At 64.8% G+C, this 12,637-nt stretch carries 11 protein-coding genes; 8 read left to right on the top strand and 3 right to left on the bottom strand.

The window, feature by feature from the left end; all coding sequences use genetic code 11:
- Window positions 1-60: 60 nt before the first annotated feature.
- Entirely contained in the window at window positions 61-195 is a 135-nt protein-coding gene (locus BGO64_RS01185) for a hypothetical protein (protein WP_010674281.1), read from the bottom strand.
- A 30-nt stretch (window positions 196-225) separates the two neighbouring features.
- On the opposite strand from BGO64_RS01185, the gene BGO64_RS01190 reads away from it, so the two are divergent.
- The 5 genes from BGO64_RS01190 to BGO64_RS01210 are packed head-to-tail and all read left to right on the top strand — an operon-like array spanning window position 226 to window position 5,393.
- Complete coding sequence (locus tag BGO64_RS01190; RefSeq protein WP_139736570.1) at window positions 226-1,320, top strand: AI-2E family transporter; 1,095 nt, start codon at window positions 226-228, stop codon at window positions 1,318-1,320.
- Window positions 1,321-1,324: 4 nt separating this feature from the next.
- Window positions 1,325-2,842, top strand: a complete 1,518-nt coding sequence (locus tag BGO64_RS01195; protein WP_286700027.1) for an efflux transporter outer membrane subunit — start codon at window positions 1,325-1,327, stop codon at window positions 2,840-2,842.
- Window positions 2,835-3,926 (top strand): HlyD family secretion protein, encoded by a 1,092-nt coding sequence (locus tag BGO64_RS01200; protein WP_286700028.1) that lies wholly within the window; start codon window positions 2,835-2,837, stop codon window positions 3,924-3,926. Before BGO64_RS01195 ends, BGO64_RS01200 begins: the two co-directional genes overlap by 8 nt.
- A gap of 8 nt (window positions 3,927-3,934) precedes the next feature.
- The gene (locus tag BGO64_RS01205) at window positions 3,935-4,963 is read left to right on the top strand and encodes a DUF2955 domain-containing protein (protein WP_151027600.1); all 1,029 of its coding nucleotides are present in this window, start codon (window positions 3,935-3,937) and stop codon (window positions 4,961-4,963) included.
- 1 nt (window position 4,964) lies between these two features.
- Window positions 4,965-5,393 carry an ion channel gene (locus tag BGO64_RS01210; protein WP_029314329.1) on the top strand — a complete coding sequence of 143 codons (429 nt, stop codon included), beginning with the start codon at window positions 4,965-4,967 and terminating at the stop codon, window positions 5,391-5,393.
- 73 nt (window positions 5,394-5,466) lie between these two features.
- On the opposite strand, the gene BGO64_RS01215 is transcribed toward BGO64_RS01210, so the two are convergent.
- Entirely contained in the window at window positions 5,467-7,155 is a 1,689-nt protein-coding gene (locus tag BGO64_RS01215) for an FAD-dependent oxidoreductase (RefSeq protein WP_286700029.1), read from the bottom strand.
- A gap of 134 nt (window positions 7,156-7,289) precedes the next feature.
- Here BGO64_RS01215 and BGO64_RS01220 point away from each other — a divergent pair, with 134 nt between their 5' ends.
- From BGO64_RS01220 to BGO64_RS01230, 3 genes are all read left to right on the top strand, one after another.
- Complete coding sequence (locus BGO64_RS01220) at window positions 7,290-10,229, top strand: sensor domain-containing phosphodiesterase (RefSeq protein WP_274450133.1); 2,940 nt, start codon at window positions 7,290-7,292, stop codon at window positions 10,227-10,229.
- 75 nt (window positions 10,230-10,304) lie between these two features.
- Window positions 10,305-11,147: a pyruvate formate lyase 1-activating protein gene (gene pflA / locus BGO64_RS01225; RefSeq protein ID WP_010674272.1), complete on the top strand. Its 843-nt coding sequence runs from the start codon at window positions 10,305-10,307 to the stop codon at window positions 11,145-11,147.
- A 94-nt stretch (window positions 11,148-11,241) separates the two neighbouring features.
- Window positions 11,242-11,883 carry an energy-coupling factor ABC transporter permease gene (locus BGO64_RS01230; protein WP_041215455.1) on the top strand — a complete coding sequence of 214 codons (642 nt, stop codon included), beginning with the start codon at window positions 11,242-11,244 and terminating at the stop codon, window positions 11,881-11,883.
- A 58-nt stretch (window positions 11,884-11,941) separates the two neighbouring features.
- On the opposite strand, the gene BGO64_RS01235 is transcribed toward BGO64_RS01230, so the two are convergent.
- Window positions 11,942-12,634, bottom strand: coding sequence for an ABC transporter permease (locus BGO64_RS01235; RefSeq protein ID WP_010674270.1), 693 nt, complete (start codon window positions 12,632-12,634; stop codon window positions 11,942-11,944).
- Window positions 12,635-12,637: the final 3 nt, after the last annotated feature.

The raw sequence follows: 12,637 nt of genomic DNA on the forward strand, positions 1-12,637 counted from the left end.
TCTCGGCCCTGCTCAATGCAGGCCTTCCAATCAACGACATATCAAGCAGATAAATATTTTTTAAGCCTTGAACACCTGTGCCATACATAACGTGCAGGTGCGCTCGATGTATGCCTCAACCATTGAAAACAAACTTATTAATTGTCCATCGACCAGAATGCCGACCTTGAGTTCACACAGGGTCAGCGGGGTCATGCATCCATCCCTCTCTGGAGTCATATCAGCATGGAAAATAACGATCTGTCCCTCGTCGAAAAAAGATTGGTTGCCAGATTCCTGGACATGTTCATCAAATTTGGCCTTATTCTGGCGCTAGGCTCGTTCTGCTTCACCGTGTTCTCCCCCTTCATGAACATGATGCTGTGGGCCCTGATCCTGGCGGTCACCCTTTACCCCCTCCATCAGCGCTTTGCCGCCCGACTCGGGGGAAAACAGGGCCAGTCGTCCACCCTGCTGGTCCTGTTGGGCATCCTGCTCATCGTGGCCCCCACCGTTGCCATGCTCGGCTCCCTGGGTGACAGCGTCAGCGCCCTGATAGACAAGGTGAACAACAACACTCTGGTGATTCCGGCACCTTCCGCCGACATCGCCAGCATCCCGCTGATCGGTGCCAAGCTGCACGCCTTATGGACCAAGGCATCCGTGGATCTGCCGAGCCTCCTCATCAGCTACAAGCCGCAGCTCGGCGACATGGCCAAGCAGACTGTCACCATGCTCGCCAGCATGGGGGGCGGCCTGCTGGGCTTCGTCGCCTCTTTCATCGTGGCTGGCATCATCATGGCCTGGGGGGCACCGGGTGCCATCAGCGCCGAGCGCATCGCCATGCGCATCACCGATGAGCGCAAGGGCCTCGCCCTGACCAAGCTGTGCACCAGCACCATCCGGGCCGTGGCCATGGGGGTCATCGGGGTCGCCTTCATCCAGGCCCTGCTGGCTGGCGTCATCATGTCCCTCGCCGGGATCCCGGCGGTCGGGATCTTCTTCGTCCTGGCGCTGATCCTGGGTATCGCTCAGGTCCCCGTCATCCTGATCACGGGACCGGCCATTGCCTTCATGTGGATGGCGGGGGATCACGGCACCCTGCTCAACGTCATCTACTCAGTGCTGCTGGTCGTGGCCGGCATGGCCGACAACGTGCTCAAGCCGCTGCTGCTGGGGCGTGGTGTCGATGCGCCCATGCCGGTAGTGCTGCTGGGGGCCCTCGGCGGCATGGCCACCAATGGCATCCTCGGCATGTTCATCGGTGCCACCCTGCTCTCCATCGGCTATCGCATCTTCATGGCCTGGGTCAACGACGGTCTGGCCAACGCGGAAAAATAACCCCATGGCCGACGCACTTTCTCTCCTTCGCCCCCTGTTTGCAGGGGGCACCTGCCTGCTGCTCGGTGCCTGTACTCTGCTCGGGCCCGATTATCAGGCCCCCGGTGTCGAGGAGATGGCCAACTGGCACAGCGCCAGCGAGGGTCAGCAGGCGGTGACGGTGACCGACTACCGACGATGGTGGGACAACTTGCACGATCCCGTGCTGAGCGCCCTGGTGGAGGAGGCCTTCCTCAAGAATCCGGACGTGCGGATCGCCGGCCTGCGGATCCTCGAGGCCCAGGCCCAGCTTGGCATCGCCGAGAGCCTGCTCGGCCCCCAGGCGACGGTGGGAACGGCAGAATTCCTCCAGGCAGGTCAGACCCGGGGCGGCCACAGCAGCGCGGGCAACAGCTATGGCGCCGGCTTCAACCTCGGTTGGGAACTTGACTTCTGGGGCAAGTTCCAGCGCGGAGTCGAGGCGGCGGATGCCAGCTATTTCGCGACCCTGGCCCAATATGACGACATCCAGGTGTTGATGGCCGCCCAGGTGGCCCAGCTCTATGTGAGCATCCGTACCCTGGAGGCCAGGCTCCAGATCGCCCGGGAGAATGCCCGCATCCAGCGGCGCAGCCTGGAGATCACCGAGCGACTGTTCAAGAGCGGCAACAGCGCCGAGCTGGACGTGCAGCAAGCCAGGACCCAGTACCTGGGCACCCTGTCCGGCATTCCCCAGCTCGAGACCAGCCTGCGCCAAAGCCAGAACGCCCTCTCCACCCTGCTCGCCCGCGCCCCGGGGCCCCTGCCCGAGATGACCACCAACACCGGCAAGATCCCCCAGGGCGAGCTGGCCCTGGTCACCGAGATGCCCGCGGATCTGCTGCGCCGCCGTCCTGACGTGCGGGGGGCGGAGCGTCAGCTGGCCGCCCAGTCGGCCCTCATCGGGGTGGCCGAGAGCGAGCTCTACCCCTCCATCACCCTGCTCGGCACCCTGGGAGTCAATGCCAGCGGCGGGGAAAGTGGCACCTTCTCCTGGGCCGTCGGGCCGTCGCTGAGCTGGAACCTGCTGGATCAGGGGCGGCTCGGCAACCAGATCCTGGTGCAGGACGCCCGCTTCCAGCAGCTTCACGAACGTTATCGCGACAGCGTGTTCAAGGCGGCCCGCGAGGTGGATGACGCGGCGGTGGCCTACGCCAACGGCCAGGAGGAAATCGCCCTGCTGACCCAGACCGGCGAGGCCGCCCGTCGCTCCCTCGAGATAGCCAACACCCAGTATCGCGAGGGGATGGCGGACTTCCAGCGGGTGCTCGACTCCCAGCGCGCCCTGTTCAACCAGCAGGAGCGCCTGGTCAACAGCCGCGGCGCCCGGATGCGCGATCTCATCACCCTCTACAAGGCACTGGGTGGCGGTTGGGAACAGGGGCGCGAACGTCCCCTGGTGACCCCCAAGGTGGAGGCCCAGCTGCGCACGCGCGCCGACTGGGCCCCCCTGCTCGACGCAGCCCATTCCCCCATGACACAGAAGGCAAGCTCCCATGACTGACACAGCCTCTCCCGGCCAGGCCAGCCGCCGCGCCACCCTCGGGCTGCTGGCCGCGATCCTCCTCCTGCTCAGCTGGTATCTGCTGGCGGACCGGCTGACCCCCTACAGCTCCCAGGCCCGGGTGCAGGCCTTCGTGGTCCCCGTCGCCGCCGAGGTGGCAGGCCAGATCAAGCGGGTCTATGTCCACGACAATCAGGACGTGGAGGCCGGCGCCCCCCTGTTCGAGATCGATCCCGAGCCCTATGACATCGCCCTGGCCAAGGCCAGATCCGACTACCAGACGGTGCTGAGCGGCGTCAAGGCAAATACCGAAGGGGTCAAGGCGGCCGAGGCCTCCTTGATGGCCATGCGCGCCGCCTATGACAACGCCGCCAAGGATGCCGAGCGCCAGGAGCGGCTCTATCGGGAAGATCCGGGGGCCATTTCGGTGCGTCGCCTGGAGGTGGCCCAGGCCAGCCGCGAGACCGCCAAGAGCCAGGTGGCGGCGGCCGAAGCCGACGTTCGCCGCGCCATCGAGGCCGCCGGGGCGAGCGGCGATGACAACTCCCAGCTGCTCAGTGCCCGCTCGGCGGTGCACAAGGCCGAGCTGGATCGCCAGAACACCCGCGTGGTGGCGCCGGGCCGGGGGCTCATCACCGACCTCAGCACGGATGCGGGCCAGTTTATCGGGGCCGGCGCCCCGGCCATGACCCTGATCGCCATCCACGACGTCTGGGTATCGGCGGATCTGACGGAGAACAACCTCGGCAACATTCGACCAGGGGACAAGGTCGCCATCCTGCTCGACAGCCTGCCTGGACAGCTGTTCGAGGGGAAAGTCCGCAGCGTCGGCTACGGGGTGGGCGATGGCAAGAACCAGCCCGCCGGCACCCTGCCCACGGTGGACAACAACCGCGACTGGCTGCGCCAGGCCCAGCGTTTCCCGGTCAAGGTCGCCTTCCAGAGCGACGACTTCCCCCCGGTCGAGGCGCTGCGGATCGGTGGCCAGGCCGACGTGCTGGTCTACACCGGTGAGAGCGGGGTGCTGCACCTCCTGGGGACGCTCTATATCCGCCTGATGAGCCTCTTCTCCTTCCTCTATTGAGGCGCCAGATGCATAACGCCGACAAGGCTGTACTGCGCATTGGCACGGGCATCGGGCTCGCGACGGGGATCTGTTACGGTCTGGCGCTGCCCATGCCCCACCTCGGGGTCATCATGGCCTGGGTGGTGCTGTGCCGACCCGGCGAGCCGCTCAGCCTTGGCAAAGGGTTGCTGGGTGGCGCTCTGCTGCTGGCCGTGATGGTCGGCGGCGTGCTGCTGGTGCCCCTGCTGACCCACTATGCCCTGGCGGCCGTGCTGCTCGTCGCCCTGCTGCTCTACCTGCTGATGCAGCAGGCGATGGCCGGCAAGGGCGCCGCCGCCATGCTGCTCATCATGGCCATCACGGTGATCCCGGTGGCCGGTCTCATCGAGCAGTCCCTTGCCATCGCCCTTGCCCAGATGATGGGACTGGGGATCCTGATAGGCACCCTGGTCAACCGCCTGGCCCACGCACTCTTCCCTCCCCTGCAGGTGGCGGGAGCGGCGGCAAGACCGGTGCCATTGCCCCCCGAACATCCCGAGCGGCTGGCGCTGCGCGCCGTCGCCATGGTACTGCCGATGTGGCTGCTGGCCCTCGGCAATCCGGCGTTCTACATTCCGGCGGTGATGAAGACGGTAACCCTGGCCCAGCAGAGTACCTCCCTCAACGCCAGACAGGCGGGCCAGGAGCTGGTGCTCTCGACCCTGATGGGCGCCCTGCTGGCGTTCGCACTCTGGCTCGGGCTCAGCCTCTGGCCCTCGCTCCTGATGCTGGTGCTGATGCTGGCCCTGATGACCCTCTGGCTGGCGCGGCGCCTGGTGCGGCTGGTGGCGGGGCGTTTCCCGCCATCCTTCTGGAGCAACGCCTGGATCACGGCGCTCATCCTGTTTGGCCCGGCCATCGAGGACAGCGCCACCGGCAAGGATGTGTGGTTGGCGGCCGCCATGCGTTGCGGCCTCTATCTGGTGGTGGCCGGCTATGGCTGGCTCTGTATCTTGCTGCTCGAACAGTGGTGGCCAGTCGGCCGCCCACTGGCAGAAGCCAAGCTAGGAGATTGATATGTTAACGATTTTTTTGGTCGGCATCCCGGTGATCCTGGTCAACATGCTGCTGCAATCCCTGGTATCCGTCTGGTGCATCCGCTTCTACGTCAAGCGATTCAATCGACGCGAGGGGGCCCTGGCCGGCATGCTGGCTTTGTTTGGCATCATCACTCTGGTGATGCTGGGCAACCTGGCCCAGATCGGCGTCTGGGGCGGGCTCTTCCTGTGGCTCGGGGAGTTCGATACCCTGCAGGAGGCCGTCTATCACTCCGGGGTCAACTTCGCCACTCTGGGCTATGGCGACATCGTCATGAGCCCGCAGTGGAAGCTGCTCGGCCCCCTGGAGGCAGTCAACGGTGCCCTGATGATAGGCCTCTCCGGCGCCTCCATGCTCGCGGTCTTGCAGCACCACATTCGCAATCAGCTCGCTGACAGCCCCCCCTGAGAGCGAGGGGGCCACCTGCGGCAACCCCGTTTGCATACAGAGTGATCAATCGGGCCATGTCAGCCTGGGGCATCTACTCGGCGATCACCGTCTGCCAGGTCTTGAAACCGCCGGAGAGGTTCTTGACCCGAAAACCGTGCTGGCTCAGCAGGCGGCAGGCCACGTGACCCCGCAGTCCCACCTGGCAGCTGATGAGCAGCTCTTTATCCCTGGGCAACTCATCAAGACGGCCGCGCAGCTCGTCCAGAGGAATGTGCATCGCCCCCGGAATGCGTCCCAGCTTGTCGAGTTCGGGGCCATTGCGCACGTCCAGCACCTGCTGATGGGGGTGACGGGCCTGCACCTCGGCTGCGTGGCAGAGCAGGGTATCCCCCTTCAGATGGTTGCTCGCCACGAAGCCGGCCATGTTGATCACGTCCTTGGCCGAGCCGAAGGGCGGTGCATAGGTGAGCTCCAGATCCTGCAGATCAAACACGGTGAGACCGGCGCGCTGGGCCACCGCCAGCACGTCGATGCGCTTGTCGACCCCGTCCTTGCCGATGGCCTGGGCGCCGTAAATCTTGCCATCGGGGGCAAACAGCAGCTTGAGGCTGACCGGGTGGGCACCGGGGTAGTAACCGGCGTGGCTGCCCGGGTGGACATAGGCCTTCTCGAACGGCAGCCCCAGCTGCAGCAGCCGCTTCTCATTGAGGCCGGTGCTGGCTACCGCCAGATCGAACAGCTTGCAGATGGCGGTCCCTTGCGTCTTCTTGTAGGTTTCGCTTCGCCCCAGCATGTTGTCGGCGGCGATGCGCCCCTGCCGGTTGGCCGGACCCGCCAGGGGGATCAGCACGGACTCGCCGGTGACGAAGTCGGTCTCCTCCACCGCGTCCCCCACCGCGTAGATGAAGGGATCCGAGGTACGCATCCCGGCATCCACTTTGATGCCGCCCCGCGGTCCCAGCACCAGCCCCGCCTTGGCGGCGAGCAGGGTCTCGGGCTTGACGCCGATGGCGAGGATCAACAGGCCGGTGTCGAGATGAGAGCCGTCGCTCAGGGTCAAGCGCAGTCCACCCCGCTGGGCGGTCGCCACGGCGGCGGTCTTCTCGGCAGGCACCTCCAGGCTCTCGATGGCAGCGAGGCCGATGCGCAGGCGCAGATCGATGCCCTCCTCCCGGATACGGGCATGGAGCAGGTTGGCCATCTCCTTGTCCACCGGCGCCATCACCTGATCGGAAAGCTCCAGCAGGGTGACATCCAGCTTGCGCTGGTGCAGCGCCTCCATCATCTCCAGCCCGATGAAACCGCCCCCCACCACGGTGACGTGGCGGGGCTTGTCGTGCGCCAGCGCCGCCAGGATGCGATCCATGTCGGGAATGCTCCGCAGGGTGTGTACCCCCGGGCTGTCGATGCCGGGGAAGGGAGGCCGGATGGGCGCCGCCCCCGGGCTCAGCAGCAGAACGTCGTAGGCTTCGCGCCGCTCTTCGCCGGTCAGCAGGTTGCGCACCAGCAGGCTCTTGCCGGCCCTGTCTATCTCGATGACGTCGTGAAACACCCACACATCCACGTTGAACCGGCGCTTGAAGCTTTGCGGTGTCTGCAGCAGCAGGGCATCCCGATCCGGGATATCCCCCCCGATGTGATAAGGCAGACCGCAGTTGGCGAAGCTCACGAACTCGCCCCGCTCGAACATCACGATCTCCGCCTCTTCGCTCAAACGGCGGGCACGGGCGGCGGCGGACGCCCCTCCGGCCACACCACCCACAATCAGGATCCGTTTCATCTCCAAGACTCCACTCAACAGGAAATGACCAATAAATTAGGCCTTTCTAATTTAGAATTCAATGAAATTTTGTTTGCCACGGATTTGCAGTATTCTTGCCCTCCGACAATTGCTCAACAGGATAGTGTCAGTTCATGTCGTCTACCGCGCTCAGCCATCTTCCGACCGCCAGCCAGGCGCCCCTGTTTTTCCGCCTGGATACCCGTAGTCAACGGCTGGTCGCCCTGACCGATGTGATGCAGACGCCGCTCCACTGGCTCGACGAGCCCCGCAGTGCCTGGCCGGCCCAATTGCCGGACGCCCTGCGCCAACCCATCGAGCAGCGGCTGGCCAGCGGCAAGGGGGGCAAGCTGGTGCTGCGCTTTGACGCCCTCCTCTGGCATATTTCCCTCTCCCACGAGCAGGACGCCTTCTGGCTCATCTGCCTGCAGACTCAGTCCCAGGAGAGCGCCGCCAGCCTGTCCCTGCAACTGCCGCGCCTGAGCCAGATGGCCAGCCAGCAGCAGTATGACGCCATGCTGGAGAGCCTCAAGGAGTGCCTGGGGGCCGATCGCCTGATCCTATGGCACTACCAGGCCCATGGCGCCCTTGGCGGCGAACAGCTGACCCCGGTGTTCACCCTGGGGGTAGACGCGCTCGGTGCCATTCGCGGAGACAGCCGCTACATCCGAGCCCTGCGCGCCCGGGGCGCCCTGAGCTTCTCGGAGGCGGCCCACCAGCCCATGTTGAGCCAGCACTACTATCTGGCCGATGCCAATGTCTGCTCCCGCCTGGACGGCGCCTTGCTGGAGCAGGAGAAGCTCATCGGCGTGCTCAGCCTGGAGTATGCCGAGAGCACCCTCATCAGCGATGACACCCTGCAACTGGTGCGTCATTGCGCCCGTTTGCTCGGCCACTGGCAGCCGGACCCCGTGGCGACCGACGCCCCGGACCTCGCGCCCCCACCCGGGCTTGCCAACCTGACCGGCAACGATTACTGCCGCGCCCTGCTGCGCTGGGCCATGGGCCTGAGCGGTGCCCACAGGGGCTGGATCGGCGAGTTTCAGCCTCGCGGCCAGGATCTCTGGCTCATTCCCCGCTGCGTGGTGGAGGGGGATGCCTTCGCCGTCGTCAAACCCATGCCCATGGACATCGGCCCGGGCCGGGAGATCTTCCAGCACGGGCAGAGCCTCTACGTGGAAGATCTGGCCCTGCGCTATCCCCAGTCCAGCCAGCTGCTGGCCCTCGACGCCAAGGCCTATGTCGGCATCCCCTTCCCGGGGCCAAACGGTCTCCCCCTGGGGCAGCTCACCCTGCTGCTCGCCACCCCCCTGGCCGATCCCGCGCCCCTGCTGGACGTCCTCTACGAACAGCGCGAGCGGGCCGCCAGCGAGTTGCAGCGCCTGGCCAATGACGATGCCCTGCGCCTGGCCGAAGTGGCCTTCAACACCCACGACGGCCTGCTGGTGATGGATCACGGGGGCATCATCCTCAAGGTCAATGCCTCCTTCAGCCGCATCACCGGCTTTGCCAGCGAGGAGATGCTGGGCCTGCACATCGATGCCCTGAGGCCCACCTACTATGGCGACACCCTCAAGGAGGAGGTGATCGCGGCGGTCAACCGGCAGGGATACTGGCTCGGGGAGGAACAATGCCTGCACAGGGAGGGACACCTCTTCCCGGTGCGGCTCATGGTGAGCGGGGTCAAGGACGAGGAGGAGGAGATCAGCCACTTCGTCTGCAGCTTCCACGACATCACCCAGGAGAAAGAGACCGCCCGCCACATCGAGCGCCTCGCCTACTACGACGACCTGTGCGATCTCTACAACAGGCGCAGCCTGACCGACATCATGCAGCGCACCCTGCAGACCCCGAGTGGTCAGTGGGGGGCCCTGCTGCTGCTGGATCTGGACAACTTCAAATCCATCAACGACTCCCTCGGTCACGCCTGCGGCGATCTGCTGCTCCAGGCCGTGGTGGTGCGACTCAAGTCCCTGCCCCAGGAGAACCTGGTGCTCGCCCGCACCTCGGGTGACGAATTTGCCCTGCTCTTCACGGCGCTGGGCCAGGGCTATATCACCGCCAAGATCCTGGCGGAGCACTTTGCCCGGGAGCTGATGGGGATCTTCCGTGCCCCCTTCGACATCGGCGATCACAAGCTGCACTGCAGCGCCTCCGTGGGGATCAGCCTGTTCAGCGATGACGACAAGGATCACCTTGTCCTGATGCAGCAGGCCGATACCGCCGTTCACATGGCCAAGCGCGCGGGCCAGGGCAACCATATCTTCTTCAGTGAAGCCATGGCGGAAAAAGAGAAGAGCAAGCTTTCTCTCAACAACCAGCTGCGCGATGCCCTGCGCAACAACGAGCTGGTGCTGCACTACCAGCCCCAATACCGGGTCGACAACGGCACGCTCTCGGGCATAGAGGCGCTGCTGCGCTGGCAGAAGGCCGACGGCACCATGGTGCCCCCCGGGGAGTTCATCCCCATCGCCGAGGAGACCACCCTGATCCAGGAGATAGGCTACTGGGTGATGAAGACCGCCTGTGCCCAGTACAGCTTCTGGCTCAACAACGGTCTCGCCATCCCCCATCTGTCGGTCAACGTCAGCGCCCGCCAGTTCCACACCGCCGGTTTCGTGCAGCAGGTGGAGTACATTCTGCGGGACACCGGGGTGCCCCCGTCGCGCCTGCTGCTGGAGATCACCGAGTCCGTGGTGCTGGAAAACCGGCTGGAGAGTATCGCCAGGATCCGCCAGCTCAAGGCCCTCGGCCTGCTCATCTCCATCGACGACTTCGGCACGGGCTACTCGTCCCTGGCCTATCTGCGGGATCTGCCCGCCGACGAGGTGAAGCTCGACAGAAGCTTCATCCAGACCCTGGTCCACAGCGAACAGGACAAGGCCATCGTCAAGGCCATCCTGGATCTCGCCCGGGTGTTTCGTTTCACCGTCACCGCCGAAGGGGTGGAGGAAGAGGAGCAGCTCGCCGTGCTCAAGGCCCTGGGATGCCAGCATTATCAAGGCTTCCTCACCAGCCGGCCGCTCCCCGTCAAGGCACTGGAGAGCCTGCTGGGTGCCACCCCTGCGGGCTAAACTGGTAGGATTTATAGGGCTTTCTGTCATAAAATAACGACCGCTCGAACCTTGTCCGCACCATTGGAGTCGTCTATGTCAGTCATTAACCGGATCCCCGCCGTTGAATCCAAGGGACCTGCCACCCCCGGCACGCAGCGGATCCCGACCGTTGAAGCCAGCGACACCGGCACTACCGACATCATTGGCCGGATCCACTCCGTCGAGACCTGCGGGACCGTCGACGGCCCCGGCATCCGCTTCATCGTGTTCATGCAGGGCTGCCTGATGCGCTGCAAGTATTGTCACAACCGGGACACCTGGGACACCCAGGGCGGCCGCGAGGTCACCGTGCCCGAGCTGATGAAGGATCTCACCAGCTATCGCCACTTCATGAATGCCTCCGGCGGTGGCGTGACCGCCTCCGGCGGCGAGGCCATGCTGCAGCAGGAGTTCATCGCCGAACTGTTCACCGCCTGCAAGGCCCAGGGGATCCACACCTGCCTCGACACCAACGGTTTCGTGCGTCACTACGACGAGCTGCTCGACCGGGTGCTGGACAACACCGATCTGGTGCTGCTCGACATCAAGCAGATCAACGACGAGAAGCACATTCCCCTCACCCACGTCAGCAACAAGTACACCCTGGAGTTCGCCCGCTACCTGGCCTCCCGCGGTCAGACCATGTGGATCCGCTACGTGGTGGTGCCCACCTGGTCCGACGATGACGAGAGCGCAGAAGGACTCGGCCAGTTCATCGCCGAGCTGGGGGAGTGCGTCGAGAAGGTGGAGCTGCTGCCCTACCACGAACTTGGCAAGCACAAGTGGGACGTGCTGGGAGATACCTACGATCTGGTCGGCATCAAGCCCCCCAGCAAGGAGACCATGGACAGGGTCCAGGGCATCCTTGGCAAGTATCACCCCAACGTGAAGTATTGAGACAGGAGGCCGCCCGGCAGAGGGCGGCCTCTTTTCATTGCGCCGGCGTTCGCCACCGCGCCATCACCGACAGCCGCATCCGGGGGAACCGCTCATGAGTGAAGGACAAGTCGCCGCCCTCCTGCTCTGGCTGGTGCTGCTCGCCTTCAGTCTGAACGCCTCCCTGCTGCGCACCCTTGGCGCCCACCCGCTCTATCAGCATCTTTGCCTCGGCGGCGCCATCGTGCTGGTACCGCTGTGGACCTTGCGGGCCGGGTTGCACGAGGGGCTCGAGATCCACTTTCTCGGCCTCACCAGCCTGACCCTGTTGCTGGGCTGGCGCCTCGCCCTGCTCGCCCCCTGCCTCACCCTGCTGCTCCTCGCTTACTTCGGGGTCATCCCCCTGGCCGACATCGGCTGGCAGGCCCTCATCGGCGTTGCCCTGCCGGTGGCCACCAGCTGGCTGCTGTTTCTGGGGAGCTGGGCCTGGCTGCCTCGCCACCTCTTCGTCTACCTGTTCGTGGCGGCATTTCTCGGGGGGGCGCTGAGCATCTCGGCCAAGGTGATCGCCAGCGCCTTGCTGATGGGGGTGAGCGGCACCTACTCCTGGCACACCATCAGCGCCGACTACCTCTCCATCTGGCCGCTACTGCTCTTCCCCGAGGCGCTCCTCAACGGCATGACCATGACCCTGCTCGCCGTCTATCGCCCCCACTGGGTCAACACCTTCTTCGACAGGGAGTACCTGGGGCGCTGAGCCTGCCCGTGATCCATAAAAAAAAGCCCGCAGTTGCGGGCTTTTTCTCTGCTGGCAGTCAGACGCTGCGCGGGCGCAGGTGGGCATGCCAGCGGGCTTCCCACTTCTTGAACAACCAGACGATGACGAAGGTGAGCAGCATGTAGAGCAGACCTGCGGTCAGGAACGCCTCGAACGGGCTGTAGTAGCGGGAGTTGATGATCCGCGCGGCCCCCGTCAGATCGACGATGGTGATGATGCCCGCCACCGCCGACCCCTGCAGCATGAAGATCACCTCGTTGCTGTAGGCCGGCAGCGCACGGCGAAACGAGTTGGGCAGGATGATGCGGGTCAGGGTCTGCCAGCGGGTCATGCCGAAGGCGCTTGCCGCTTCTATCTGCCCCTTGGGCATGTTCATCACGGCGCCACGCACTATCTCGGCGGTGTAGGCACCGGTGTTGAGAGTGAACGCCAGCAGGGCACAGAACCAGGCTTCCGAGAAGAGGGACCAGGCCGCACTGTTCTTGAGCCACTCCCACTGGGCGGCACCGTAGTAGATGATGAAAAGCTGCACCAGGAGCGGGGTGCCACGGAAGAAGTAGATATAGGCCCAGATTGGCCCCTTTATCAACCAGTTGCGGCTGTTGCGCAGTATGCCCATGGGCACCGCCAGCATGAGCCCCAGCATGAGCGAGGCGGCCACCAGCCAGATGGTGGTATAGAGACCCTCCCAGTAGGTGGGCCACTCCTTGAGAATGATCGAGAAATCCATGGC

Source organism: Aeromonas sp. 62-46 (genome assembly GCF_001898585.1).
GTDB classification, from domain to species: Bacteria; Pseudomonadota; Gammaproteobacteria; order Enterobacterales; family Aeromonadaceae; genus Aeromonas; species Aeromonas caviae.

What these genes read in the sequence shown, in the direction of transcription:
- BGO64_RS01185 (WP_010674281.1), bottom strand. Translation starts at nt 195, where the DNA reads ATGACCCCGCTGACCCTGTGTGAACTCAAGGTCGGCATTCTGGTCGAT.
- BGO64_RS01190 (WP_139736570.1), top strand. Translation starts at nt 226, where the DNA reads ATGGAAAATAACGATCTGTCCCTCGTCGAAAAAAGATTGGTTGCCAGA.
- BGO64_RS01195 (WP_286700027.1), top strand. Translation starts at nt 1,325, where the DNA reads ATGGCCGACGCACTTTCTCTCCTTCGCCCCCTGTTTGCAGGGGGCACC.
- BGO64_RS01200 (WP_286700028.1), top strand. Translation starts at nt 2,835, where the DNA reads ATGACTGACACAGCCTCTCCCGGCCAGGCCAGCCGCCGCGCCACCCTC.
- BGO64_RS01205 (WP_151027600.1), top strand. Translation starts at nt 3,935, where the DNA reads ATGCATAACGCCGACAAGGCTGTACTGCGCATTGGCACGGGCATCGGG.
- BGO64_RS01210 (WP_029314329.1), top strand. Translation starts at nt 4,965, where the DNA reads ATGTTAACGATTTTTTTGGTCGGCATCCCGGTGATCCTGGTCAACATG.
- BGO64_RS01215 (WP_286700029.1), bottom strand. Translation starts at nt 7,155, where the DNA reads ATGAAACGGATCCTGATTGTGGGTGGTGTGGCCGGAGGGGCGTCCGCC.
- BGO64_RS01220 (WP_274450133.1), top strand. Translation starts at nt 7,290, where the DNA reads ATGTCGTCTACCGCGCTCAGCCATCTTCCGACCGCCAGCCAGGCGCCC.
- pflA (WP_010674272.1), top strand. Translation starts at nt 10,305, where the DNA reads ATGTCAGTCATTAACCGGATCCCCGCCGTTGAATCCAAGGGACCTGCC.
- BGO64_RS01230 (WP_041215455.1), top strand. Translation starts at nt 11,242, where the DNA reads ATGAGTGAAGGACAAGTCGCCGCCCTCCTGCTCTGGCTGGTGCTGCTC.
- BGO64_RS01235 (WP_010674270.1), bottom strand. Translation starts at nt 12,634, where the DNA reads ATGGATTTCTCGATCATTCTCAAGGAGTGGCCCACCTACTGGGAGGGT.